Source organism: Pseudoalteromonas sp. P1-7a, assembly GCF_001401855.1.
Classification (GTDB): domain Bacteria; phylum Pseudomonadota; class Gammaproteobacteria; order Enterobacterales; family Alteromonadaceae; genus Pseudoalteromonas.
Genome location: NZ_LKDU01000002.1, coordinates 42,886 through 67,992, shown reverse-complemented (window position 1 = coordinate 67,992; position 25,107 = coordinate 42,886). Strand labels below are relative to the sequence as shown.

Annotated in this window: 23 protein-coding genes; 10 read left to right on the top strand and 13 right to left on the bottom strand. The window is 39.8% G+C overall.

The features are described from left to right. Positions 1 to 4 precede the first annotated feature (4 nt). The gene (locus AN389_RS02400; protein ID WP_055014063.1) at positions 5 to 1,297 is read left to right on the top strand and encodes a HAMP domain-containing sensor histidine kinase; all 1,293 of its coding nucleotides are present in this window, start codon (positions 5 to 7) and stop codon (positions 1,295 to 1,297) included. 471 nt (positions 1,298 to 1,768) lie between these two features. After that, positions 1,769 to 3,121 (top strand): sodium-dependent transporter, encoded by a 1,353-nt coding sequence (locus tag AN389_RS02395; protein ID WP_055014064.1) that lies wholly within the window; start codon positions 1,769 to 1,771, stop codon positions 3,119 to 3,121. Between the two features lie 101 nt (positions 3,122 to 3,222). On the opposite strand, the gene AN389_RS02390 is transcribed toward AN389_RS02395, so the two are convergent. Continuing rightward, positions 3,223 to 3,672 (bottom strand): GNAT family N-acetyltransferase, encoded by a 450-nt coding sequence (locus AN389_RS02390; RefSeq protein ID WP_055017165.1) that lies wholly within the window; start codon positions 3,670 to 3,672, stop codon positions 3,223 to 3,225. A 58-nt stretch (positions 3,673 to 3,730) separates the two neighbouring features. Further along, positions 3,731 to 4,474 (bottom strand): sporulation protein, encoded by a 744-nt coding sequence (locus AN389_RS02385; protein ID WP_055014066.1) that lies wholly within the window; start codon positions 4,472 to 4,474, stop codon positions 3,731 to 3,733. 266 nt (positions 4,475 to 4,740) lie between these two features. Here AN389_RS02385 and AN389_RS02380 point away from each other — a divergent pair, with 266 nt between their 5' ends. Together AN389_RS02380 and AN389_RS02375 are read left to right on the top strand one after the other, a co-directional pair. After that, the gene (locus tag AN389_RS02380; RefSeq protein ID WP_055014067.1) at positions 4,741 to 6,315 is read left to right on the top strand and encodes a cation:proton antiporter family protein; all 1,575 of its coding nucleotides are present in this window, start codon (positions 4,741 to 4,743) and stop codon (positions 6,313 to 6,315) included. A gap of 404 nt (positions 6,316 to 6,719) precedes the next feature. After that, positions 6,720 to 6,944: a DUF3820 family protein gene (locus AN389_RS02375; RefSeq protein WP_055017164.1), complete on the top strand. Its 225-nt coding sequence runs from the start codon at positions 6,720 to 6,722 to the stop codon at positions 6,942 to 6,944. Between the two features lie 309 nt (positions 6,945 to 7,253). Here AN389_RS02375 and AN389_RS02370 read toward each other — a convergent pair whose 3' ends face one another. From AN389_RS02370 to ilvY, 6 genes are all read right to left on the bottom strand, one after another. After that, positions 7,254 to 8,501, bottom strand: coding sequence for an ATP-binding protein (locus tag AN389_RS02370; RefSeq protein ID WP_055014069.1), 1,248 nt, complete (start codon positions 8,499 to 8,501; stop codon positions 7,254 to 7,256). Positions 8,502 to 8,524: 23 nt separating this feature from the next. Further along, positions 8,525 to 9,217: a response regulator transcription factor gene (locus AN389_RS02365; protein ID WP_055014070.1), complete on the bottom strand. Its 693-nt coding sequence runs from the start codon at positions 9,215 to 9,217 to the stop codon at positions 8,525 to 8,527. A gap of 14 nt (positions 9,218 to 9,231) precedes the next feature. Continuing rightward, complete coding sequence (locus AN389_RS02360) at positions 9,232 to 9,612, bottom strand: DUF3019 domain-containing protein (RefSeq protein ID WP_171042066.1); 381 nt, start codon at positions 9,610 to 9,612, stop codon at positions 9,232 to 9,234. A 1-nt stretch (position 9,613) separates the two neighbouring features. Next, a complete protein-coding gene (locus tag AN389_RS02355) occupies positions 9,614 to 10,477 on the bottom strand; it encodes a MipA/OmpV family protein (RefSeq protein ID WP_082430531.1) in 864 nt (287 codons plus the stop codon). Positions 10,478 to 10,589: 112 nt separating this feature from the next. After that, positions 10,590 to 11,636 carry a GGDEF domain-containing protein gene (locus AN389_RS02350; RefSeq protein WP_171037626.1) on the bottom strand — a complete coding sequence of 349 codons (1,047 nt, stop codon included), beginning with the start codon at positions 11,634 to 11,636 and terminating at the stop codon, positions 10,590 to 10,592. A gap of 121 nt (positions 11,637 to 11,757) precedes the next feature. After that, positions 11,758 to 12,663 (bottom strand): HTH-type transcriptional activator IlvY, encoded by a 906-nt coding sequence (ilvY, locus tag AN389_RS02345; protein WP_055014073.1) that lies wholly within the window; start codon positions 12,661 to 12,663, stop codon positions 11,758 to 11,760. Between the two features lie 138 nt (positions 12,664 to 12,801). On the opposite strand from ilvY, the gene ilvC reads away from it, so the two are divergent. The 3 genes from ilvC (at position 12,802) to AN389_RS02330 (ending at position 17,615) form a co-directional block, all read left to right on the top strand. After that, the gene (gene ilvC, locus AN389_RS02340; RefSeq protein WP_055014074.1) at positions 12,802 to 14,274 is read left to right on the top strand and encodes a ketol-acid reductoisomerase; all 1,473 of its coding nucleotides are present in this window, start codon (positions 12,802 to 12,804) and stop codon (positions 14,272 to 14,274) included. A gap of 163 nt (positions 14,275 to 14,437) precedes the next feature. Beyond that, positions 14,438 to 16,357, top strand: coding sequence for a methyl-accepting chemotaxis protein (locus AN389_RS02335; RefSeq protein ID WP_055019270.1), 1,920 nt, complete (start codon positions 14,438 to 14,440; stop codon positions 16,355 to 16,357). A gap of 79 nt (positions 16,358 to 16,436) precedes the next feature. After that, a complete protein-coding gene (locus AN389_RS02330; protein ID WP_055019190.1) occupies positions 16,437 to 17,615 on the top strand; it encodes a tetratricopeptide repeat protein in 1,179 nt (392 codons plus the stop codon). On the opposite strand, the gene AN389_RS02325 is transcribed toward AN389_RS02330, so the two are convergent. Then, positions 17,601 to 17,915: a GIY-YIG nuclease family protein gene (locus AN389_RS02325; RefSeq protein WP_055014076.1), complete on the bottom strand. Its 315-nt coding sequence runs from the start codon at positions 17,913 to 17,915 to the stop codon at positions 17,601 to 17,603. The genes AN389_RS02330 and AN389_RS02325 overlap by 15 nt on opposite strands. A gap of 107 nt (positions 17,916 to 18,022) precedes the next feature. On the opposite strand from AN389_RS02325, the gene AN389_RS02320 reads away from it, so the two are divergent. Beyond that, positions 18,023 to 18,382, top strand: a complete 360-nt coding sequence (locus tag AN389_RS02320; RefSeq protein ID WP_055014077.1) for an outer membrane protein assembly factor BamE — start codon at positions 18,023 to 18,025, stop codon at positions 18,380 to 18,382. Between the two features lie 61 nt (positions 18,383 to 18,443). On the opposite strand, the gene AN389_RS02315 is transcribed toward AN389_RS02320, so the two are convergent. Both AN389_RS02315 and AN389_RS02310 read right to left on the bottom strand, forming a co-directional pair. Further along, the gene (locus AN389_RS02315) at positions 18,444 to 18,761 is read right to left on the bottom strand and encodes an RnfH family protein (protein WP_055014078.1); all 318 of its coding nucleotides are present in this window, start codon (positions 18,759 to 18,761) and stop codon (positions 18,444 to 18,446) included. Then, positions 18,761 to 19,198, bottom strand: a complete 438-nt coding sequence (locus tag AN389_RS02310; RefSeq protein WP_055014079.1) for a type II toxin-antitoxin system RatA family toxin — start codon at positions 19,196 to 19,198, stop codon at positions 18,761 to 18,763. Before AN389_RS02310 ends, AN389_RS02315 begins: the two co-directional genes overlap by 1 nt. A gap of 145 nt (positions 19,199 to 19,343) precedes the next feature. Between AN389_RS02310 and smpB the strand changes: the two genes are divergently transcribed. Continuing rightward, positions 19,344 to 19,823: an SsrA-binding protein SmpB gene (gene smpB, locus AN389_RS02305; RefSeq protein WP_055014080.1), complete on the top strand. Its 480-nt coding sequence runs from the start codon at positions 19,344 to 19,346 to the stop codon at positions 19,821 to 19,823. Positions 19,824 to 20,364: 541 nt separating this feature from the next. Next, on the top strand, positions 20,365 to 22,956 hold the full coding sequence (locus AN389_RS02300; RefSeq protein ID WP_055014081.1) for a TonB-dependent receptor: 2,592 nt from the start codon (positions 20,365 to 20,367) through the stop codon (positions 22,954 to 22,956). An 85-nt stretch (positions 22,957 to 23,041) separates the two neighbouring features. Here the strand turns inward: AN389_RS02300 and AN389_RS02295 are convergent, their stop codons facing one another. Together AN389_RS02295 and fadR are read right to left on the bottom strand one after the other, a co-directional pair. Beyond that, positions 23,042 to 23,647 (bottom strand): peroxiredoxin, encoded by a 606-nt coding sequence (locus tag AN389_RS02295; RefSeq protein WP_055014082.1) that lies wholly within the window; start codon positions 23,645 to 23,647, stop codon positions 23,042 to 23,044. A gap of 235 nt (positions 23,648 to 23,882) precedes the next feature. Next, entirely contained in the window at positions 23,883 to 24,596 is a 714-nt protein-coding gene (fadR, locus tag AN389_RS02290) for a fatty acid metabolism transcriptional regulator FadR (RefSeq protein ID WP_055014083.1), read from the bottom strand. Positions 24,597 to 25,107 lie beyond the last annotated feature (511 nt).

Sequence of the window (25,107 nt, the reverse complement as noted above, 5' to 3'; positions counted from 1 at the left end):
TTAAATGAAAAAATTTTACATTTCACTACTCGGTAGTGCGCTACTATCTATTGTTGTATTGGGCTGGCTAATTGATGCATTTAGCCAACAAACACAAACACCCCATGATGAATTTAGCGTACAAAGCCAAATGATCAACGGCTTTAGTAAGCATTTAGCTAATGTAGCTACCTCTGAACGCGCAGCTTATGTAAAGCAACTGGCAAGCGACTTTAATGTAAAACTCGATTATAAAAGTAATGAATCTCTTGCATTAACCCCGCCCTTAATACTACAGATGCATGCCCAAAGCGGGCTTATTTTAGAAGACCAACAAGGTTTTTATATGCTCTACAGCAGTGAAGTGTTGTCGCCTTATCATCTTTCTATGCGTCTAGATAAAGGGGTTGAGGCAGAACAACGCAACGATATAATACTTACTTTGCTGTTTTATGCAGGGCTATGCGTTTTTATGGGCTTTATTATTGCCCCACTTGCCAAACGCTTAACAGTGTTAAACGAAGCGGCTAAAAAATTTGCCGCAGGTGATGTGCAAGCGAGAATAAAGGTCTCACACTTTACCTATATAAGAGACGTTGAACTTACATTTAACCGCATGGCGAGCCAAATAGAAAAGCTCGTGGCGGAGAATAAGTTAATGGCATCGAGCTTATCGCACGATATCAGAACCCCTATCGCTTGTTTACGCTTTGGCTTAGATGCCGCTTTAGAGACGGAAGACTTGCCTAAAATTCAGCAGTACCTTGGGCGTATGGAAAACGACCTTGACCATATGGAGTCGATGCTTAAAAGCTATTTAGCCTTTGCAACACTTGAGCAAAATGCCAATCAACTTACCTACTCGCAAACTCATTTATCGCACTATCTTGAGGACTTACTCACCCAGCTTTCGCCAAAAATTGAAACCAGCCACCTCAAAGTACAATTAAATAGCAGTGACGATATAGTTTTTGCTGATTTACATTGGCTTGCTCGGGCTATTAGTAATTTAATTGGCAATGCCTGCGACTTTGCAAAAGACACTATTTATGTCAGTGCAAAACGTGATGAGCATTATTTATATATTACGGTTGAAGATGATGGACCAGGCATTGCACCAGAGAACTTTAATAACGTTTTTAGCCCATTTTTTAGAGAAGAGAGCCACCGTAACCGTGCTGATAAAAGTTATGGTTTAGGCTTAGCAATCGTTGCTAAAGTGGCAGATTGGCATCACGGCAGTGTAAGTGTTAGTAAAAGTACGCGACTTAACGGGGCCTGTTTTACCCTTAAAATTGGTCAGCACCACGATACGTAAAAAAATATTTACACAACTGTATTTAGGGCTAGTTGGCCTTTTAGGGTTATAATTTGTTCTATCTAGGGGCTGTTTAATCGCGGCGCGAGGTTTGTAACCTAGTGGGCTACGTAAAAACCGAGTAACAAAGAGTAAATAGCCCCTAGGCAGAACCCTTAGGGCAGAGCCTGTTTGGCATTTATACGTCGTTATCGCCTATTTATGGGGAACAACCACACTACATAGGCTCTGCCTTGCCTAAACACCAAACAGACTGCTGCAAATTTAACCTCGAAAGGTAAACAGGCCCTAAAATTTATTACACAAAATCAACTCCTTATTCTAAACCTGTTGATAACATTAATTAAATGCATCGCGCGACAGACACATCAGACGATAATTATTGTCACAATTGGGTAAATAAGTGCTTTTTATTTATTTGCAATTCCAGTAGATTGTCAGCGCCGTCAAAAAATAGAGAAGTATAACAATATGAGCGCAGTTAGAGGTGAGTTTAGCTCTCGCTTTGGATTTATAATGGCCGCCGCAGGCTCTGCAGTAGGTCTAGGTAATATTTGGGGGTTTCCGACCCAAACAGCAAGCAATGGTGGTGCAGCTTTTTTAGTCGCTTATTTGATACTAGCGTTTTTTTTAGCATACCCCGCACTTATGGCTGAGCTTATAATTGGCCGACACGGACAAGCTAATGCGGTATCCTCTTTAACAAAAATAACATCACACACGTGGCAAAAGCGCTTTGCTTTTATTGTTGGTTTTGGCGGAATTTTATGTGCGGGCTTTATTTTAAGTTTTTATGCTATTGTGGCAGGCTGGATGCTCAGCGCTACAGTCGAGCCTATCACTACGTTGGCTGGCGCAAACGGTGCTTCAACGTGGTTAAGTGAGCAGTCACTCTCACGAAATATCTTATTTACAGTTACATTTATTATACTCACCGTGGCGATTATTAGCCGTGGCGTAGAAAACGGCATAGAAAAATGGTCTAAGCGCCTAATGCCCGCTCTTTTAGGTATTTTATTTGCCCTAATTGCCTACGTTATGACTCAAGAAGGTGCTATGCAAGGGCTAAAAGCCTATTTAGTACCTGATTTCTCATCGATATTTGATGCAAACTTACTCGTAAGTGCACTCGGTCAAGCGTTTTTCTCATTGTCGCTAGGCACCAGCGTGATGATTATTTATGGCTCGTACATTAGTCAAAAAGAAAACCTTGTTACACTGGGCGCTTATGTAACGTTAATAGATGTGTTTATCGCGTTTGTAGCGGGCCTTTTAATTATACCCGCCATGTATGTAGCACAAGCACAAGGCGTAGAAATTTTTTCATCTACTGGCACACTTCTTTCTGAAGACACATTAGTATTTCAGGTATTGCCAGCTTTATTTGATGGTATGGGCTCAGTAGGTTTATTTATTGGTTTTGCATTTTTTGCCCTAATGAGCATAGCCGCACTTACCTCTTCTATTTCAATGTTAGAGGCGCCGGTGTCGTATACTGTGGAGCGCTTTGCAATGAGCCGCCTGCAGGCAACATGGTTAATTGGTGCGCTAATAAGTGCAGTGAGCATTACCATAGTATGTAACTTAGGCAGCTTATTTGGTTTAGTGATCACCTTAACAACTAAAGTCGCTCAGCCTTTACTTGGCTTAATGTGTTGTATTTTTGTTGGCTGGATTTGGTACCGTGGCTCACTACTAAAAGCAATACAACAAGGTAACCCTGAGGTTCATAACACGCTCTTTTGGAAAATATGGCCTGTATACACAAAGTTTGTGTGCCCTATAGCTATTGGTGCTGTGTTTTTACATTCGGTGTTAAGTTAAAACGTTATTTTTAACTAACCCGAGTTCAGGTTAAGTTCTAAATTAAGTAAAGCCCACGCGTTAAGTGGGCTTTTTAATAGCTTAAATTTACTCGTAATAAATTAGCTTAGTGTATTTAACACCATATCTTGATGAGGGATGCCATCTTCTAGGTATTGCTCCCCAACTTCTGCAAACCCAAAAGAGCGATAAAATGCTAATAAATAGGTTTGTGCACCTATATAAATAGGACGCTGTGGCCACTGCTTTTTACAACATGCTATGGCCGCATTTACAAGCTCAGTAGCCCGCCCTTTACCTCGCTCACTTTTACTTACCAGTACACGGCCTATTGCACTGTACTGCTCGTTTTTTTCATAGCACCGGGCATAAGCTAATAAACTATTATCTGCAATTGCATATAAATGCTGAGTACTAAGGTTAATGTCTACGTCATCAAGCTCAGGGTAAGGACATGTTTGCTCTACTACAAATACATCAACGCGACCGCGCATTATCGTAAATAAAGTACGCGAATCAAGCGCATCAAAATGCGCACATTTAAACGACATATAAAATCCTAAAATAAAAAACCCAGCCTAAGCTGGGTTTAGTTAAACTACGCATCACTTAGGCAAACAAACGCTCTAATTGGTCGCACAACTGCGATAAATTAACATGGTCGTGCTCTATGGTTAAATCAACATAACCATCGCCTCTAAATGCTCTATCCAACTCGATTAGAACATGTGTTTTGTGTGCTTCTGGCACAAACGATAATTCAATTTCTTGAATACCAAATAAGCTGCGGCTATTGGGCTTATACTCTAACTCTTGATAACACCCCGATACCGACTGAAAAGTAGGCGCGCGTAAATGGCCTTTTTCAACATCAGCTTTTAATAAACTAAACCCTAATTTATCCATTGCTTGCATACAGGTTTTAACGGCTTCGTTAGGGTAAATATGCAAATGGTCTTTATCTGTTGGATCTAGTGCTAAATCAATATCAAGGCCCGTTTCAATCCATACATGTGATTGGTTGTAGCCGGCATTAATTTCGGTAATTGGCGTTTCTGGATGAAGGCGCGCTTCAAATGGAATACTTTTAACTTCGCCTGGCTCAACAGTGCCTATGTCGGTTATACGCCACTGATCAATCACGTGGTTAGTAAAGTATTCACCATCTTCGCCATCAACTTTAACGCGTGTCATTAAAAACAAATCAAGACCCGCGATTTCTTGAGCCACATCGCCTGCAGTTATAACGATATTAGCGTTAAAAAGTTGCCCCGGCTGAAGATGCTCAGTTTCTAAAATTGTATCTACTTTTGCAGCGCCAATACCAACCGACGCTAAAATCTTTTTAAACATATCTATCTCCTTAAGCTGAGCGGCTCAGTTTGTTGCTCAAGCTTAAACTCCTTCGTTAAGGCATCTTAACCATATTTAAAAGCCAATGTCAGTGAAAAAATGTTATTTACATGCTATTTACTATTAAATACACGCTTAATGTGCATTTTTTATACATGGCTAGACAAGTAATTGATTAAAGGCGCTCAATTTTAGGGCTATTTTTATTTTCAATGGTATAAAATTTTCGCTACACTGCAATCCCAAATGAAGTGATATTAAGAATTATGGAACTAATCTATTTTGCCGCCGCATTTGTGTGTGGATTTGGTGTTTATCAATTAAAACTTCCCCCTCTTATTGGCTTTTTACTTGCTGGTTTTGCATTAAATTTATCTGGCTATAAAAGCACCGAGCTACTCGATACCATTGCCGCCTTGGGCGTAACACTTCTTTTATTTAGTATTGGTTTAAAACTTAAAGTAAACAGCTTAATAAAGCCCCAAGTTTGGGCACCTGCAACCCTGCACATTATTTTTAGCAGTGCTTTATTTAGTGGTTTTATGTTACTCCTCGGTATTTTTGCTGTGCCTATGTTTGTTGATTTAAGCTGGCAAAGTGCGTTATTAGTTGGTTTTGCACTAAGTTTCTCGAGCACTGTATTTGCCGTAAAAGTACTTGAAGAGCGAGGCGAAATGGCAAGCCTGCACGGAAAAATAGCCATTGGCATCTTAGTTATGCAGGATATTTTTGCGGTTATATTTTTAGCCATTAGCACCGGCAAAGTACCTAATATGTGGGCACTTGTTATAATTATCTCACTTCCTTTAATACGCCCGCTTATGTATGCCGTGCTTAACCGCTCTAAACATGGAGAGCTATTACCCTTATTTGGCTTTTTCTTTGCATTGGTAGCCGGTTATAACGCATTTGATTTTGCAGGTTTAAAAGGTGATTTAGGCGCACTTATTATGGGGATGATGTTTGCACCACATAAAAAGGCGGGAGAGCTTTCTAAATCACTACTTAATTTAAAAGATATTTTGCTCGTCGGTTTTTTCTTAAGTATTGGTTTGAACGCAGAGCTTACAGCTAATTCATTAATTGTCGCGTTAATCCTTATACTTGTGCTGCCAGTTAAAACCTTACTTTATTATGTGTTTACGAATACCTTTAAGCTCAGAGCGCGCACCTCGTTACTCACTGCGTTTAGCCTTGCCAATTTTAGTGAGTTTGGCCTTATTGTGTGTGCTGTGGCAGCTTCTACGGGTATGATCACCTCAGAGTGGCTGGCCGTAATGGCTATTGCGGTGTCTATTACGTTTGTTATTGCATCGCCACTTAATAAACGCTCAAACGAGTTATACGTTAAAATTGAGCGCTGGCTATTAAAGTTTGAAAGCAAAACTCGCTTAGCTGAAGAGCTACCCGTTAATTTAAACGACACTAAAATCGTTATATTCGGTATGGGGCGTATAGGTACAGGTGCATACGAAACAATAAATGCGACTCACCCTAATGTAGTGGCGGGCATTGATATAAAACCAGAGGTGGTCGAAAAACATATTAAACGCAATCGAAAGGTACTCCTTGCTGATGCCACCGACCCTGACTTTTGGCAGCGCGTTAACCACTCCCATGTAGAAATGGTGATGTTAGCTATGCCAAAACATATGCAAAATATTTTTGCATTAGAACAATTACAAGCCTCAGGCTATAACGGTCAAGTAACAGCTATCGCCAATTACCCAGATCAGCAAAAAGAGCTCGAACAAATGGGCGTTAACTCCACCTATAACTTTTACCTAGAAGCAGGCAGTGGTTTTGCTGAGCATGTTAAGCAAGAGCTATTTGAAAAATAATACTTTAAAACTAAAAAATAGAGTAAGCAAAATAAAAAAGCCTTATTATTAATAAGGCTTTTTTATTAGTTTTTGTTTAAAAAACCATTTTATTTACATTCCTTTACATTACTTCTCTCTATCAACAAGAAAAACAGATAAACTACCGGTGTTGCTTAAATAAACGCCTTCGCACCTCTGTCAGTTAATTAGACTCCAGCTAGTTAATGTAAGGTAAGCATTTATTTATCAACATAAATTTATTCAATTAGAGGGCCTACTCCCTCATTCAATAGGCTGTTTCTTGCCCGTCACAGCCTATTTTATTTATTTTTTCTCGCCCATTTTAAAACCCAGTATTTAATGCGTTTTTAGCCAAAAAGCAGTAGTATTCCCTCCTACTTTTTATCAATGACTGACTCATTATGGATACAGCAGAACTCAAGCTCGCCATTAATACAATCATGCCCTTCGGGAAGTATGCTGGCAGGCCACTGCTTCTTTTGCCGGAGCCTTACCTAGTGTGGTTTAAACAACAAGGGTTTCCAGAAAGTAAACTCGGGGCGCAGCTGGCGATGATGTACGAGGTTAAATTAAATGGGCTTGAGCAAATGCTGATGCCTTTACTTAAAAAAATGAAAAATAATTGAGAACTTTTTTCGCGTAGCCGGGTCTATTATTTTGCTACTTGTTGATTTTGGTTTTTAACCACAAAAAGCGCCTTAGGCGCTTTTTTTATGTCTGGTATTTTTAGGTGAGTTGCTTTTATACCAATCCGTATAACTAAGTCATCTATCTTGTGGATAGACAAACGTGTTGATATCTAGGCAAAAAATTTGCTATTTAGTTGTTCTCGGCAATTGCTTCTACATTGCTCTACCTTCTGCATCCATGCAGTCGTAAATGAGGATTTTTTAACGTAGGTAGCGACACATCTGCCCCCACAAAATGATTAAGTATTATTGTGGGTAGGTATTAGGTAAGGTAACTATAAACTTAGCGCCACCAAGCGATGAGTCAGTGATTGAATAGTGCCCTTTATGCCACGATACAATTTTTGCCACTATTGCTAAGCCTAAACCAAAGCCCCCTGTGCTTTTATCACGGCTTTTATCTAAACGAGTAAAAGGTTTAAATACGCTTTCTCTGTCGCTTTTTAAAATTCCTTCACCGTCATCTTCCACAATAAAGTAAATTGCATCAGCCTGCGCTTTGAGTGTCACATCAACACGACTAACAGCGTACTTTAACGCATTGCCCACCAGATTTTGCATTACACGCGCAATAAAGTGTGCGTCACACTTGTACACTAGAGCCGGTGGTAACACCGCATTAAATTCTATGCCGCTTGCAAAATTTAGCTTATCAATGACCGATTTTGTTAAGGTAGCCAAGTCAACGTCGCTTGTCGCTAAACTTGGTTGCTGCGAATCAAGCCGAGCATATTCAAGCATTTCACACACAAGCGCCTCAAGTTCGCTTATATCTGCCTGCATATTAGTTAGGTAATGCTGCCCTTTTTCTGATTGCAGTGTTTCTTCTAGCATAGCTATGCCAAATTTTAATCGTGCAAGTGGCGTTCTAAACTCATGGGATACAGAGGAAGTCAGTTCTTGCTGTGCACTAAGAAGATGCTCTATGCGCTGCTGCATTACTTTTAAAGTATCAGTAACAGGTAAGAAAAACGACTTAGAAGGAGTACTTACAGTAAAGTCTTGCGAGCCATCTACCGCTTCGCACGCATGGCGTAACTTAGAAAAATCACGCCATAGTAAAAAGCTCCAAAGCCCCACAGGTAACCCTACAATAGCCAGTAACATTAAATACGGGATAACAGAGCTTTCAGGTGCTTTTAAAACGCCTACAGGGCCAATTTGAAGTAGCTTGTTATCACCAAGCTCAACATACCACACTATGCGCTGCTTTTTATCATACAGGTACAGGTAATGATTTTTATCTAATGAGGCTTGCTGCTTAAGGGGTAAAATAAGATCTTTACGGGCAATAACATGGCTTTCAAAACTGTGTTTGAGCTTATCTAATCCATCATCAGTTTGCGATAATAACCAAAGAGCTTGGCCAAACTCATCATCTAGCAGCACTTGCTGCTGCGTCTCTTCGTAAGGCCAAATTTGTTCTATAACACCACTAACAATAAATAAAGAAACAATGATATAAACATATAAACTTATAAATAGTTTGCCCATTATTCCTTATTTACCTTCATATATTATTTTTCCCAAGCATCAGATACAAACAAGTAACCTTGTCCCCACACGGTTTTTATACGGTAAGGTTTATCACTATTATCACCTAACTTTTTGCGAATGCGTGATACACGTACATCAACAGTGCGGTCAAGCCCATCGTATTGGCGACCAATCATATGCTGATGAACCTGTTCACGGCTTAGCACTTCGCCTGCATTTGAGGCAAGTAACCATAATAGCTCAAACTCATGGGATGTAAGTACTATTTCGTTTTCATTTAACTTAACAATTCGGCTAGTTTTATCAATGACTAAATCACCAAATTGAATCTCTTCGGCCGCTTTAACTTCTGGTTGCCCGCGACGCAGTAAAGCATTTACACGCGCCAGTAAAACACGCGGCTCAGCAGGCTTTACAACATAATCATCTGCACCTAGTTCTAATCCAATCACTTGGTCAAAATCTTCACCTTTTGCAGTAAGCATTAAAATTGGCAACGAAAATTTATCACGGACTTGACGACATACGCTAAAACCGTCTTTACCTGGCAACATAATATCTAAAATCATTAAATCAGCAGCGTTATTCTCAAGATAACTAAATACTTCATCACCACGGCTCAATACATCTACTTCTAAGCCATTATGTTCAAGATAATCTTTTGTTAATTGTTGTAATCCTAGGTCATCTTCAACAAGTAAAATTTTTGGCATGAGTTGCTCCTAAATTAAAAATAGCTCCATGGAGAGCGAAGTCTGCGCCTACTTTTTTTAGCATCAGCACTTTGCACTTCAACGTGTGTTTTAGCAATTAACACACCGGTATGAGGATTGATTAAGGAGTATATGGTCTCTACCTGAACACGCGCTTTATACTTAAACTCACCAATAGCCTGCTGTTGCCAGCATTTAATAAGTTTACTTTGTTGGTACAGACATACATCGCTTGGCGATGGCTGCTGCCAATCAAACGTTAAATCGAGATCGCAAAATGCTTGCTGCTTAGACACAACGCACACTTTAGGGGAAACCTTTAAAAACGCATTTTGCGCTACAACGGGAGGGCTAAACAGAAAAACTGTAAGCACAATCAACATTAAATACTTCATATCAAAAAGTATGATCGAATCCTATAAAAGCAGTCATTGAATAGTTACGTTCAAAAAGCGGACTGCTATCCATAGCTGAATAGTCATAATATGCTACATGAAAACGAAGACTGTTGGCCTCACTCAATGGCCAACTGGCGTCGATTTTAGCATAAGGTTGCCAGCTACTACCAACGTCAATTTTACCTAATGAAGTTTCGTGTGCTTTTAAACCATAAAAGTGGCTATTTAATTCAGCCGATTTGTAGTTAACACCCAGTGTTGGTTTTAACTTTAAACGCCCTATTCTACTGTGGTACTGCCATTGTACGGCGCCACGAATACCATTATAAACATTACTTACATCGTGCAATAACTGTATTGATAGTACATGGCTTTGCTGCACATAATGGTAGCTCGCACCGGCATCTAGGGCTAAATGGCGTTTATCAATATTATCGATATTTACTTTTTTAGGTTGGGCATTATTTTGCGCGAATGAAGAAACACCTGCGGTTGCGGGCAAAACAAAGAGGTTGTTTGGGTGCCAATCAATAAAAAACCGAGACTCTGCGTTGAGTTCTGAAACAATATTAAAATGATGTTGTTGATTTTCTTTAAGTGTATAGCCTAGGCGGCCATTATCAAAAAACCAACGTTCACCATAAAAAGCAATTCGCGGTATCAAAGGAAGTGGGACATTTTTGCCGCCATGCAGTGGGTTGGTAATAACACCCACGCCAGCGCTAAGATTTACATGCCATTGCTTAACAGTAATATGTTGCTGCGCATATTTTTGCTCACTATTGGCCTGTGACGCTTGGCTGGGCAAACAAACGAAGCAAACAACAAAGTACAAAATATAAACTAAAGGTTTTAGCCGCATTAAACTAATCTGAGTGAGTAAAAATAAGTAAGTGACTCATACTAGCAAGGTAAGCACAAATGTGCGCCACCTGATTACAATCATTCACAAATTTTACACACCTAAATAACATTTAAATATCAGGCGCTATTTCAATACGGTTACGACCATGGGTTTTAGCAATATACAAAGCACGGTCGGCACGCTCAATAAGCACCGAACCTTTGGTAAAGGGGCGTAAAATTGCAAGCCCAAAACTTGCAGAAATTGCACGTTTAGAATTTATATCGTCTTTTTTACGGATAGTTAATGAGGCAATATCTAAGCGAATTTTATCAGCAAACACCATAATGTCGTTGATGCTGTCAAAATACCCGGTAATACAAAATTCCTCTCCGCCATAGCGGTAAACATTTAGGCTATCACTGATATTTTGCGACACTTTTTTGGCAACCAATTTAAGTACTTCATCGCCCTTTTGATGACCAAAATCGTCGTTAAAACGCTTAAAGTGATCAATATCAAACATGATGAGTACCGCCAAAACGCTGTCATCAGCTTGCTCTGAATAGTTTTGACAGAACTTCTGAATATCATCATCAAACTTTCTTCGATTAAAAAAGCCTGTAAGAGGGTCTGTATCTGCCGCTTCTTGAGAAAGGTTTAAAGCTTCCTTTAAATCTTTAATTTCGTTATAAGCTAGAGCAAGCTTAGTTTGGAACTCACGCGCATACTCTTGCATAGCCACTGACTCATCTGTCAAGCGCTCAACACAACCAAGTATCTCATTAAATGAATTTACATTAACTAAACTTGCCAGCTCATTTTGAGAATCTACCAACGAGGTGGTAAAGCTTTTAGAATGATCGAGGGTTACGCTTATATCATGCTGTACTTGCTGCATAGTGCCATGGAAGCGATCAGCCATCTCTTGAAAAAACACTAAGTCATCTTCGCTTAAATGCTTATCAAAAATTTCTTTCGCCCTATTTTGAGTACATGTTTGTTGCTCAGCAATGACGTGATCGAGCTCAGCATTTAATGCCGGCTTACTCCCTTGCACATAGCAATACCAAATTGCGTAGTTGATAGGCGTTACCGGCATCCGGTACTTTACCATCAAAGGAATTGCTTTTTTTAAACATTGAGCAGAATGAGCGAGCGATACAGCATGATCCATAATTATTATAAACTCTCGTGCGTCATTATTTTTTATTATTAAGCTTTCATGTTAAGTAATAGTAAACTCATACGCAACTGTTAATCATACTATTTACTGAATTATATTAACCGTTAAAATATTAAATAACATTTGCGCCTAAAGTTTGCGCAATATTCCATAATGCACTGATTGCAGGGTCGTTAAGCTCTTTTTTAAGTACCGCTAAACCAATATCAAACCCTTCTGGTTGGTAATTTTTGCTCGGCAGCACGTGTACCTTATCTTGCAGTGGACTATTATCTAGCACTATTTTAGGAACCATGGCGACACCCAATCCCAAACTCACCATAGACACCATTGCTTCGTGCCCAGCCACCTGCGCATAAATTTTTCCATGTACATTGTTTTTTCGCCACCATTGCTCTAATCGCTGCCTAGAAAACCCTTGCTCTGGAACAATAAACTCCAATTCTGACCAATCAATATCAGGGGCATTTTTAGCTATGTTTTCACTAATTGGACAATGAATTTTAGGGCCTATAAGAACTAATGGAGAGTGGCCTATATTCACAAATGCAATTTGGGCAGGGAGTTTACTAGGCCGTGCAGCAATCGCCATTGACTCATGAGCATCCAGCACTCGGTTTATTGCCAGCGCTGGATCGCCTGTATTTAGCGTTATTTCAATATGCTGATGCTGCGCGCGGAGTTGCTCTAATATTTGGTGTAAAAAACTATACGAGGCGGTGACTGAGCAATAAATACTCACATTGCCGTAAATATGCTGAGTGGGATCTTTGACATTCGCTTTAAAGCGCTGCCAATTAGCCAGTGTAGAGGTGGCGTAATCAATAAATGACTCCCCTTCTTTAGTTAACTTTACACTTCTGTTATCACGTATGAATAATGCAACACCCACTTCATCTTCAAGCTGCTTAATATTTCGACTTAATGTAGGGGCGCTTATATGACAGAGCTCACTCGCGCGGGCAAAATGGAGCGTTTTAGCTAACGCTAAAAAGTAATTTAAATGCTTATGATCCATAACCGCCTCCACGTTTCGTTTTTTGAAATACTTTAGTGCAAATATATCATTTTACGCAAGCAAAGTTTTTTTTTATGGTGTGTTTAAGCAAAGCAAATAGGCTTTGCATCTAACAAACACGAATTATAGGACACTAACATGGCGAATTATTTTAACACTTTACCTTTACGCGAGCAGTTAGCGCAGCTAGCTCAATGTGAGTTTATGGACCCAAGTGAATTTACCGACGGTGTAGATGCACTCAAAGGTAAAAAGCTAGTTATTGTTGGTTGTGGCGCACAAGGTCTTAACCAAGGTTTAAACTTACGCGACTCAGGTCTAGATGTATCATACACGTTGCGCCAATCAGCAATTGATGAACGTCGTCAATCATATCTTAATGCATCTGAAAACGGCTTTACTGTTGGTACATACGAAGAGCTAATTCCTAGTGCTGACGTAGTATTAAACCTAACTCCTGATAAGCAACATACGGCCGTTGTTACTGCCATTATGCCTTTAATGAAACAAGGCTCTACACTTGCTTACTCGCACGGTTTTAATATTGTTGAAGAAGGCATGCAAATTCGTGAAGACATTACGGTAATCATGGTTGCACCAAAGTGCCCAGGCTCTGAAGTACGCGAAGAATACAAACGCGGCTTTGGTGTACCTACGCTTATTGCAGTACACCCTGAAAACGACCCACAAGGTCATGGCTTAGCGCAGGCTAAAGCCTATGCCGCGGGTACCGGTGGTCACCGTGCCGGTGTACTTAAATCATCGTTCATTGCTGAAGTTAAATCAGACTTAATGGGTGAGCAAACAATTCTTTGTGGCATGTTACAAACGGGTTCTATTTTATGTTTTGATAAGATGGTTGAAAAAGGCATTGATGCAGGTTATGCATCAAAACTAATTCAATACGGGTGGGAAGTAATTACCGAAGCCCTTAAATACGGCGGCGTTACTAACATGCTTGACCGTTTATCAAACCCTGCAAAAGTAAAAGCATTTGAACTAAGTGAAGAACTTAAAGTTATTATGCGCCCGCTTTATAACAAGCACCAAGATGACATTATCGACGGTACTTTCTCGCGCGTAATGATGGAAGATTGGGCAAACGATGATGCAAACCTACTAAAGTGGCGCGCTGAAACAGCCGAAACTAACTTTGAGAAAACCCCTGCTGGTGATGTAGAAATCTCGGAGCAAGAGTTTTTTGATAACGGTATTTTAATGGTTGCTATGGTTAAAGCGGGCGTTGAACTTGCATTTGAAACCATGACTGCAGCGGGCATTATTGACGAGTCGGCTTATTATGAGTCGTTACACGAAACACCGTTAATTGCCAACACAATAGCACGTAAAAAGTTATTCGAAATGAACCGTACTATTTCTGATACTGCAGAATACGGCTGTTACTTATACAACCATGCGTGTTTACCTTTACTTGCCGATTTTATGAAAAACATCGACACCGATGTTATCGGTAAAGGCTTAAATGAGCAAAGTAACCAAGTAGATAACCAAACATTGATTCAAATTAACACGGCACTACGTGAGCACCCTGTTGAAATTGTTGGCGCAAGACTGCGCGGCTACATGTCAGCAATGAAGAAAATTGTATAACTAGTTTCGCTTGTTAGAAACCAAGCCCACATGCATATGCTGTGGGCTTTTTCGTGCAAGTAAAAAAAGTAACGAGTATACCCTTTTAGATATATTGCAATAATTAGCGCTTAATTAATAATGTGCTAACATGGCTATCTACCTAGTTGTAAAGTTAAATAATATGACGATAAAAAACCTAACTATCACTCAAAAAATTACCATTTTAGGCAGTACCATAGCAATATGTGTAGCTGCATTAATTGGTTTAACGTCTTTATATAGCTCTGAAGATATTATAGAGCAACGTATGATTGAATCGGAGCTACCCAGCAAATTACATAGCATTAGCAATCAAATTGGTGGCGAAATAAACGAACTACTAGGCGCTGCACAGCAACTATCATCAAATGAATTTATCTTAGCGTGGGCACGCTCAAATAACCAAGACGACACACTACTGCTCAAAGAATTAAACCGCGTAGCAAAGCAGTTTGATTTAGCAACGGCGTCATGGGCCAACCGTGATACAGCACAATATTGGAACCAAGACGGTTTTTTACGCGTACTTAAAAACGATGCGGCGGATGGTTGGTTTTTTGGCTTTACCAATTCAAATAATCCGTACTCAATCAGTATTTATCAAGAATCCCCGACTGATGTAAAAATGTTTGTAAATCATCAACAAACAAATGGCCTTGGATTAGCGGGGCTTGCAAAAAGCATCACCGACATGCAAAAGCTATTACAACAATTTAAAATTGAGCAAACAGGTTTTGTATTTATCGCAGATAAAAGCGGCCTAATTCAGTTACACAAAGATGCAAATAAAGTGGCTAAAGTAAACATAGACACACTTTATGGCCGTAATGTACATAGCACTTTGTTCAACCCCTCTGGCTTTGCAATTACAGAATTGACACTAAATAACGAAGCCACATTTTTAGCTGCAATGCCAATAGCCAATACCGACTTATACGTATTAGCCCAAGTACCAAAAAGTGAAGTTTTTGCAACTGTAAGTACTTTGGAGTGGCAAATTTTTACCTTTACGATCGTTATTGCACTTGTGGCTAGTATTCTAAGCTACTTGTTAGCTCGCTCTTTAGCGTCGCCGCTTTCTGATATGGCTGAACTGTTCTCACGTTTAGGATCAGGCGATGCTAATTTAGCCTACCGTTTGCCAGAGTCTAATCAGCCCGAGCTAAATAATTTAAGCCATGGCTTTAATCAATTTATTGATAAAATTGAAACTGCCATCAAGCAAGTGGCTAACGAAAGTACCGAAATACGCCAAAGCTCTAACCATGTATTTGAACAAGCAAAAAACAACTCGCAGTCTATTGATAATCAAAAAGAGCAAACCATTTCGGTGGCTGCAGCCATCAACGAAATGGGCGCAACAGTACAAGAAATAGCACAAAGCGCAGCTAATGCAGCCAAGCTCACTCAAAGCAGTCAAGAAAACACCAGTCAAAGCCATCAGCAAGTACTGCAAAGCCAAGCCTCTATTTCAGCGCTTGCCACTGACATTGATGGTATTACGGAGCAAGTAACACTGCTTTCTAAAAAAACAATTGATATAGCGAGTATTGTTGATTCTATCCGCGGCATTTCAGAGCAAACTAATTTACTGGCCTTAAACGCAGCCATTGAATCGGCTCGTGCTGGTGAGCACGGCAGAGGTTTTGCCGTAGTGGCCGATGAAGTACGCGCACTTGCTAATCGTACCTCGCAATCAACCACCGAAATTCAGTCTATGATTGAAGAGTTAACCACTATTTCTGAAGATGTGGTTAGCGATATTAGTCAATCAAAACAAAAGGCCCAACAAAGTGTAGGCGCAATGCAGAGCTCTGTTGAGTTGCTTGATGCTATAAGCGAAACAGCAAATCAAATAAACGATATGGCTACTTTAATTGCCACCGCTACTGAGCAACAAAGTAACGTGGTTGCCGATGTAGGACGTAATATTGAGCAAATAAGTGAAATTAGCGACCGTGCTATGAATGAGCAAATAAACACAGAGCAAGCAATTCGCGATTTAGCAAATAGCGCTCAAGCGCTCGATGCACTCGTGGCCACCTTTGAAAAACACCACTAAACACGTTTTGTAACACTTTAATAAACTACCTTCGCATATTGCATCTACACTTATAGATGTAATATGTTGGAGGTGGTTTATGAGCATATCTTGTTTTAACGCATTATTACTCAGTAGTTGCTTATACTTAAGCGCATGTAACAGCACAGTGCGTGAGCCGCCACCGCTGACCCTTGCAAACCATCCAAGCTTTAACCGTATTAACGTTGAAACCGAGCAAGACATATTTAAGCTCGATAAAACAATCACCTCCCAACTTGATGCCCACCTAACCAGTAAGCGAAGCGCGCATTACTTAGCAAACAGTATTTTAAGTTTTTTATTAAAAAACGGCGATAGCTCGTTAACTTATCAAAGTGGCGCCACGCTGAGTGCATCGCAAACCTACGCTAATTTAAACGCTAATTGCCTGTCGTTATCGATATTAGCGTATAGCTTAGCCGATTATTTAGGCATAAAAGCGCGCTTTCAAAAAGTTCATATTCCTGAATATTGGGCAATGAATAAAGGGGTTAATTTACTAACAGGACATATTAACTTATCAATTGACAATGCGCTTATGCAAACAATACCAGCCACAATGGTTTATCAACGTGATAAACAGTTAACCATAGATTTTGACCCGAATATAAGAAAACAACGATTAAAAACCAGCCCATTAAGCAAAGAGTTTGTTACGGCTATGTTTTATAACAATAAAGGCGCTCTAGCTTTAGTAAATAAAAATTATAATTTAGCTTATAGCTACTTTAGTGCCGCAGTTGAAGCCGCCCCATTATACAGCGGTGGCTGGGGGAATTTAGGCATTGTATTTAGGCAGCTTAATTATTTAAAAGAAGCCGAACAGGCTTATAACTATGCTTTATTGCTTGATAAAAATAACCACACTGCCATAGGTAACCTTGCTGTATTGTACACCTTAAGTAACCGCGCTAAACAGGGCCAGCAAATGCTAAAACAGCTCAATAAAAAGCGCCAAGCTAACCCGTATTACCATATATCACTGGGTAATAGTGAGCTGGCACTTAAAAACTACTCTCAAGCGATTAAGCATTTTAAAAGCGCTTATAAAATTGACGCTAAACTACACGAAAGCCACTTTGGCCTTGCGCGAGCGTATTATTTTACCGGCAATATAAAGCAGGCAACACATTATATGCGCTTGGCGGGTATAAATGCCGAATTTAATTATGACAAAGCCCGCTATCGTAATAAATTAAATGCATTAAAAAATGCCACAGCCCTACTTAATCATTAGATGCTGGACGTAATGCTCTTTTTGAGTCCTACTTAATTTTTTAATTTGCCACTCTAACTTACTGGCTTCACTCTTTGTGCCTACCTTTTGTTGATGAATTAGAACCAAAGGGCCTTTGCCTTTTAGGTTTTTTGCACCTTTACCTGCTTGATGTGCAGCTATGCGCTTATCAACATTTGTTGTTATACCTGTATACCAGTGGCCTAAACGCGTTTGCACTATATACAAATACCACGTTGAGGGTACTTTGTGTTCCTTGCTTATATTTATACTTAAACTTTTGTGTGTGTTTGTGGTCAAAACCTTGCCCTAACCCTCGTAACTAAAAACAATTTCTTAAAAGGGTTTTACCTTCAGTGACTAATCGGTATTATGCAGATTATAAAAAATAAGGATCACAACTAACAATGCAGTCGTTAAAAACTTTTTCTCTTTGGCTTATCGTTGCTCTCACATTCAGTTCTTTAGCAGGTTGTTCTAGCTGGGTATATAGAATCAATATCCCACAGGGTAACTTTTTAGAGCAATCAGATGTAGATAAGCTTCGTGTAAATATGACGCGAGAGCAAGTTATTTATGTACTAGGTCGTCCCATTGCAGAGGATGCCTTTGATAATAGCACCTGGCGTTATGTGTATAGCTTTAACAAAGGCCGCGATAATGAGCAGCATAAAGAATTGGTGATTAAATTTGAAAATGAAAAACTGGTTGCTGTTTCGGGTGATTATGATCAACCCGAAAACTTTGATACTCCTCTAGAGCAGTAAACGCTTTAGGTATTAAAAAGGTGAGCATGGCTCACCTTTTTAATACCTATACTGGTTACTTTTATAAAGGACGACCACCGGTAATTTTATTTGCTCGACCTTCCTCTTTTGCTTTTTCTGCACGCTTTCTTCGAGCATCTTTAGGGTCTGCGATAAGTGGGCGATAGATTTCAACTCTGTCACCATCTTTTAATTCGTAATGCGCTTTTACTGTTCTATTCCATACCCCTAGTGTAAGCGCAGTTGGATCTATTTCAGGGCACTTATCAATGATCCCCGATTGAATAACAGCTTGTTCGGCTGTGGTTCCTTGCGCTACTTCCACCGTTAATGTGGTTGCTTTAGTCGGTAATGCAAAAACTATCTCAACGCTAATCATTATCTTGCTCCGTATACATCTTTTGCACGTTGCGTGAATGCACTAACCATATTTTTGGCTACATCATTAAATATTTTACCAAACGCCAATTCGATAAGCTTGCTAGAGAATTCAAATTCAAGCTTAAGCTCAACTTTACATGCCTTATTATCTAACGCTTGAAAATGCCAACGCCCCTTTAATGTTTTAAACGGGCCATCAACAAGCCTTAATTGAACAGTTTGTTCATCTATAAAGGTGTTTTCAGTGGTAAACCACTTTTTTATACCGGCCTTAGATATTTCTAAACTCGCGGTCATGTTATTATTGTGCTGCGAAACGATTTTAGAGTCTGAGCAATTAGGTAAAAACTGCGGATAAGCTTCTACATCATTAACTAGGTCAAACATCTCTTTAGTGCTGTACATAACCAGCGCACTTTTTTCTATTTGTGGCATACTCACTCCCAACTGTGTGGGCGAATTTTAGCAAGCTTTGCGCGTTTCCCCAAATTTTCATGGTCTTAAGTTCACTTGATTATTTTAAAGGCGCATGTAAAAAATCGATGTAAAACATCTCTTAATACGTATATTATAGGGCACTATGGCTAAGAAAAAATCATCAAAATCGAACAGTAATACCATCGCGCTTAACAAAAAAGCGCGTCATGAGTATTTTTTACACGATAAGTTTGAAGCAGGTGTTGAACTACAGGGCTGGGAAGTAAAAAGTATCCGAGCTGGTAAGGTAAATATCTCAGAAACTTATATTCATCTTAAAAATGGCGAAGCTTTTTTGTTAGGCAGTCAAATCCAGCCTTTAAATAGCGCTTCAACCCACGTTATCTGCGATCCTATGCGTTATCGTAAGCTACTATTAAGCCGCAAAGAGCTTGATAGATTAGTCGGTGCCACTGAGCGAGAGGGCTACTCACTTGTTGCCACCGCCATGTATTGGAAAAAATGTTGGGTGAAACTTGAGTTTCACTTAGCTAAAGGTAAAAAAATGCATGACAAACGTGAAGATGGCAAAAATAAAGATTGGTCGCGTGAGAAAGAACGCCTCATGAAACACAAAGTATAAGCACAACGCCTAATTTATTTAGGCGTTTTTTTTAAGTTCTCATCGGTTGAATTTAAAACAACCTGATCAAATTACCCTCAGCTTTATTTAATTCATCCCCGTGCGTAGTATAAATAAATTATTACATTTTATTTATATTTTTAACTTCTTTAGATACACGCCCATTTTAGTGTGCAAAATTTATAGTGCAAAGCGAGTAATTTAGCCTTGTCTATCCTTTTTCTTTGTTTCTATTATTGAATATTTTTCCCTCAATACTCTTCAAAAACTCATACTAAAATCGCAAAGGGTGAAGATTGATAACACTTAAGTTACATGATATTAATATCAGCGCTTGTAATACCAATTCGCTTAATTAATTGTTCTATTTTGAGGTTGGAAAAACGTGTTGATAGCTAGGCAAAAAGTTCGTTATTTAGTTGTTCTAAAAGAGAATTTTTTAACACAGATAGCGACACGTTTAGCCCCTCAAAATGATTAAGTATTATCGCGAATTGGTATTAAGCAACTAAATTTATAACATATCAACAAGGACTTAAGGATGAAGCAATCAATTGCATTTACACCTAGCATAATTGCAGGTGCTACAATCGCACTCTCAGCAGGTTTTACAACAACAGCTTATGCTGCTGAAGAAGCAAAAAAAGTAGAACGCATTGAAGTAACAGGTTCGCGCATAAAACGCACCGATATCGAAGGACCTTCGCCTGTACAATCTATTGGCAAAGCAGATATCGAAAACATGGGTTACGATAACCTTCAACAGCTCCTCGAAAGAATGCCAGTGGCAGGCAGCGGTACTTTCTCTACTCGCGGCAACAATCAAGATTCAACTGCAAATGGATCTGCGGCGGTCAGCCTACGCGGTTTAGGTGCTGATGCTACCTTAGTATTGATCAACGGCCGTCGTGTGGCTATTAGTGCCTTTGCCGAAGGTATTACAAACTCATTTGTCGATATTAATAGTATTCCGGTATCGGCGATTGAACGCATTGATATTTTAAAAGATGGCGCATCAGCAATTTATGGCTCTGATGCAGTAGCGGGCGTTGTCAACGTTATTTTGAAAAAAGACATAGATGGCGTTGAACTAAACTTAGGCTACGGCGGTACCGATGGCCCTAATTACGAAGAAACAACAGCAAGTTTAGTATGGGGTACGACTAGCGAAAAAAGTAGCGCCTCAATTATTATTGACTACTTTAAAAACACTTCGCTTTCATCAGACGAAATGGGCAGTTTAGGCACCGCTAATCAATCGCCTTATGGCGGCGAAGACTTTCGCTCTTCTCGTGGCTTTCCTGGCTACTTTTATGTTGATGGTGTAAAAACAATTGACCCTGATTGTCCCGCAGAAAACGCAACAGCAAGCGGCAGTTGTTTATTTGATTACGGCCCATTTGGTTATATTGCCCCTGAGTCTGAGCGCGTAGGTGCTATTTCTCAATTTGAATACAATTTTGATAACGGCATTACTGGCTTTTTAGAAATGGCAGTACAGCATAATACCTCTGTGGCAGCCGGCGCCCCTACGCCACTTGATGAAGACGCAGGTTTAACTGTACCCGCTAGCCACCCAAATAATCCGTTTGGTGAAGATATCCAAATTGGCCGCTACCGCACAGTGGATGCAGGCGCTCGCCAATGGGATATTGAGTCAGACACACTACGATTTGTGGCCGGTCTAAGAGGTGAAATAAACGAATGGAGCTGGGAAGCTGCTGTTCAAAAAGGCCGTAGTAAGTCAATGCAAACGGGCGATCGCTCACAAGGCTGGGTACGCACCGACTTTTTACAACAAGAGATTGATGCCGGTAACTACAACCCATTTGGTGGCACCTATAACAGCCCTGAAGTCATTGACAGAATTACCACAAGCCTAGTACGCCGCGGTGAGTCTCATATGACCTCATTCGACGCTAACATCTCTGGTGAAGCATTTAGCTTTGGTGATGATGTGGTTATGATGGCCGCAGGTATTGAATACCGTGAAGAAGATGTAACCGATACACCGGATGACCAATTTCAGCGCGGTTTAATTTTTGGTACTGAGTCTGTGTCTGCTGCAGCAGAGCGCGACCAATACGCAGCCTATGTGGAATTCTCAATCCCACTTGCTGAAAACCTAGAGCTACAACTAGCTGGTCGTTACGATGATTACAGCGACTTTGGTAATACAACAAACCCTAAAGTCGCTTTACGTTGGGCACCGACTGACGAAATAACCATTCGTGGTTCGTGGGCACAAGGGTTTAGAGCGCCATCGCTTGCACAAGTAGGTTTAGGTCCATCACAGGAGAGTCAGTTTTTTGTAGATACATACCGCTGTGAAGCAACCGGCCTTGATTGTGACGCGCTAGATTACAACATTGAATTTGCTGGTAACCCTGACCTAGAAGCTGAAGAGTCAGAATCGTGGAATGTTGGCTTTATTTGGGCCCCTTCTGCTGAGTTTGGTTTAAGCGTAGATGTGTGGAGTATTACTCAAGATAATAAAATTGATGAGCAAGAATTTGGCCCAATTTATAACTCTGAGTGTAATAACCAAAATAGCACTGTATGTGTACGCTTAGCCCCTAGTGGCGGTAATAGCTTAGGGACTATTCAAAAAATATACAGCACCTTTGAAAACGTCTCTTCGCAAGAAGTGTCTGGTGTTGATTTATCAGCAAATTACAACCACTCATTGGATGATTTAGGCTTACTTAAATTTAACTTAGAATGGGCATACCAGAACAAGTTTGAAAAAGATGGTCGTGATTACACGGGTGAATACTATTATCCAGAGCACCGTTGGATTTTCTCTACTAACTGGGAAATTGGCCAATTTAATACCAACGTAAATATTAGCTATGTAGGCGAGTTTGAAGATACCCCAGATATAGACTTTGACGGTAACTTAGACTTTGATAGTAATACATCACGAATGGTTGACTCGCAAGCACTGGTAGATTTACAAACATCTTACCGTGTAAGTGATGCAACGAAAGTGTCGCTGGGTGTAAATAACGTGTTTGACGAAGAGCCACCATTTGCCATTGGTGATGGCGATTCGGATCTCTACGGTTATGCGTCGGGAGTACACAACCCACGTGGTCGTTACTTCTACACTAAAGTAACCTTCTCGTTTTAATTTAATATAGCCCATTATTAAATGGGCATACTAAAAACAAAAAAACCGCCAATTGGCGGTTTTTTATTAAAAACGTAGGGCTAGATTATAGCTCGCCTTCGTTTTCAGATAGGAATTTAGCAACACCTTCAGGGCTTGCGTCCATACCTTTTTTACCTTCTTCCCAACCAGCTGGGCATACTTCGCCGTTTTCGCTGTGGAATGCTAGTGCGTCAACCATACGAATCATTTCGTCAATGTTACGGCCAAGTGGTAAGTCGTTCACTACTTGGTGACGTACGTTACCTTCTTCATCGATTAGGAAAGAGCCACGAAATGCAACGCCCGCTTCTGGGTGCTCAACGTCGTACGCTTTACAAATTTCGTGCTTAACGTCTGCAACTAGTGCGTATTTAACTTTACCAATACCGCCGTCTGCTACAGGCGTGTTACGCCATGCGTTGTGTGAGAACTGTGAATCGATAGAAACACCAATTACTTCTACGCCACGCTTTTGGAATTCTTCATAACGCTTATCAAATGCGATAAGTTCTGAAGGACATACAAACGTGAAATCTAGTGGGTAAAAGAAGATTACTGCTTTTTTACCTTTAATTGTTTCATGAAGGTTATAGCTATCTACAATTTCACCATTACCTAGAACAGCTGCAGCGGTAAAGTCTGGTGCCTGGCGGCCTACTAATACACCCATTTTATTCTCCAAATATTTTGAGTTTGTTGTCGATTGCATACGCAATGCTGATACTTATATGGGCGCTAAAAATTAAAAAACAATAGCGCCAACACATAATTACATGGCATTTTAAATTTAATAAGGAAAAAAGAACAATCGTATTTAGCGATGTATACAATCGAAAATACCGAACAGATATTAAAACTTTATTACGGCTATAAAAAAACCTGCATCTGCAGGTTTTAAAAAGTATTTAATCCATGATATCGGAAGGCATATCGCCCTTAATATTTTGCCAAATTTCACCCGTTTGATGGCCAAACTTACGCATCATCGAAATCGCACCATCGTGCTCACGTTTTTCAGCCAATACGGTTAGGTCTTTATAAAATTGGCGTGCTAACTGGCGAGTGCCTGCGTCTGAAAAATAATGACAACCAATTTTAAAGTAAAACCCTCTAAAACCGTTAAGTATAAGTACGTAAATGCGGTTATTACCCGCAACAGCTAATTCGTGGTGAACTTTATAATCGTAATCAGCAAAAGCTTGTGCTGTGTCTTCGAGCTCATCGCTTTTAGATAAAATTTCAATAACACGCTCAGGGTTATATTTAATAGCTGCACGAGTATAAATAGCACTAATATTGGTGCGTGCAGATAGTAACTGATCTGTTAGCTCAGGCATTTTGTCTTCATCTAAACGCGCTAGAGTCTCAAGTATATTCAGCCCTGATGTTTCCCAAAAGTTATTTACTCTTGTAGGCTTACCGTGCTGAATCGTTAACCAACCGTCACGGGCTAAGCGTTGCAGTACTTCACGTAAGGTTGTTCTGGTTACACCAATTAACTCAGAAAGCTCACGCTCTGCAGGTAGAATTGAACCTGGAGGGAAATCGCCGTTCCAGATAGATTCAACTATATACTCTTCAGCAAATCCTGCTGGGCTTTTAGCTTTAAAAATTCTCATTCAATTCCCACTCGAATTAATCACAACACATCGTTTTATACGAATAACTGACAGATTGTACCAGATGAAATATAACTAACAAGTAAACTCGTTGATATAAGTGTCAACCATCAGCTGAAAATTTCGTAATAATAAATTGTAAAATTCAACATGCTTAAATTTGGCCAAATTTGCTATATAAATTTACCCTATTCATAGTAGGTACATTAAAGCGTGTTGATCTTTTTGAATTGAATTTGTTCAATCTAGGGGGGATTAAATCGCGCCGGGAGGTTTGTAACTTAATGGGCTCTATAACTGCTGCGTTAATCTCATCACTTGCATCTATGTAATACTATTACTGTAATACTTCACCATTACGTTACTACAAAAGCTCAAGTGCGCAGCACCTTGTATGCAAGTACATTCAAGCATGCATACAGCAGAGCATGTAAACTGTAACGTTTAAATAAGCCTTTTACTTTTCTTAGATGTTTTATTTAGCAAAATAACCTTTATCTCAATAGAATTG

Excerpts from the sequence above, each read along its gene's own strand:
- AN389_RS02400 (WP_055014063.1), top strand. The coding sequence starts at position 5 with ATGAAAAAATTTTACATTTCACTACTCGGTAGTGCGCTACTATCTATT.
- AN389_RS02395 (WP_055014064.1), top strand. The coding sequence starts at position 1,769 with ATGAGCGCAGTTAGAGGTGAGTTTAGCTCTCGCTTTGGATTTATAATG.
- AN389_RS02390 (WP_055017165.1), bottom strand. The coding sequence starts at position 3,672 with ATGTCGTTTAAATGTGCGCATTTTGATGCGCTTGATTCGCGTACTTTA.
- AN389_RS02385 (WP_055014066.1), bottom strand. The coding sequence starts at position 4,474 with ATGTTTAAAAAGATTTTAGCGTCGGTTGGTATTGGCGCTGCAAAAGTA.
- AN389_RS02380 (WP_055014067.1), top strand. The coding sequence starts at position 4,741 with ATGGAACTAATCTATTTTGCCGCCGCATTTGTGTGTGGATTTGGTGTT.
- AN389_RS02375 (WP_055017164.1), top strand. The coding sequence starts at position 6,720 with ATGGATACAGCAGAACTCAAGCTCGCCATTAATACAATCATGCCCTTC.
- AN389_RS02370 (WP_055014069.1), bottom strand. The coding sequence starts at position 8,501 with ATGGGCAAACTATTTATAAGTTTATATGTTTATATCATTGTTTCTTTA.
- AN389_RS02365 (WP_055014070.1), bottom strand. The coding sequence starts at position 9,217 with ATGCCAAAAATTTTACTTGTTGAAGATGACCTAGGATTACAACAATTA.
- AN389_RS02360 (WP_171042066.1), bottom strand. The coding sequence starts at position 9,612 with ATGAAGTATTTAATGTTGATTGTGCTTACAGTTTTTCTGTTTAGCCCT.
- AN389_RS02355 (WP_082430531.1), bottom strand. The coding sequence starts at position 10,477 with ATGCGGCTAAAACCTTTAGTTTATATTTTGTACTTTGTTGTTTGCTTC.
- AN389_RS02350 (WP_171037626.1), bottom strand. The coding sequence starts at position 11,636 with ATGGATCATGCTGTATCGCTCGCTCATTCTGCTCAATGTTTAAAAAAA.
- ilvY (WP_055014073.1), bottom strand. The coding sequence starts at position 12,663 with ATGGATCATAAGCATTTAAATTACTTTTTAGCGTTAGCTAAAACGCTC.
- ilvC (WP_055014074.1), top strand. The coding sequence starts at position 12,802 with ATGGCGAATTATTTTAACACTTTACCTTTACGCGAGCAGTTAGCGCAG.
- AN389_RS02335 (WP_055019270.1), top strand. The coding sequence starts at position 14,438 with ATGACGATAAAAAACCTAACTATCACTCAAAAAATTACCATTTTAGGC.
- AN389_RS02330 (WP_055019190.1), top strand. The coding sequence starts at position 16,437 with ATGAGCATATCTTGTTTTAACGCATTATTACTCAGTAGTTGCTTATAC.
- AN389_RS02320 (WP_055014077.1), top strand. The coding sequence starts at position 18,023 with ATGCAGTCGTTAAAAACTTTTTCTCTTTGGCTTATCGTTGCTCTCACA.
- AN389_RS02315 (WP_055014078.1), bottom strand. The coding sequence starts at position 18,761 with ATGATTAGCGTTGAGATAGTTTTTGCATTACCGACTAAAGCAACCACA.
- AN389_RS02310 (WP_055014079.1), bottom strand. The coding sequence starts at position 19,198 with ATGCCACAAATAGAAAAAAGTGCGCTGGTTATGTACAGCACTAAAGAG.
- smpB (WP_055014080.1), top strand. The coding sequence starts at position 19,344 with ATGGCTAAGAAAAAATCATCAAAATCGAACAGTAATACCATCGCGCTT.
- AN389_RS02300 (WP_055014081.1), top strand. The coding sequence starts at position 20,365 with ATGAAGCAATCAATTGCATTTACACCTAGCATAATTGCAGGTGCTACA.
- AN389_RS02295 (WP_055014082.1), bottom strand. The coding sequence starts at position 23,647 with ATGGGTGTATTAGTAGGCCGCCAGGCACCAGACTTTACCGCTGCAGCT.
- fadR (WP_055014083.1), bottom strand. The coding sequence starts at position 24,596 with ATGAGAATTTTTAAAGCTAAAAGCCCAGCAGGATTTGCTGAAGAGTAT.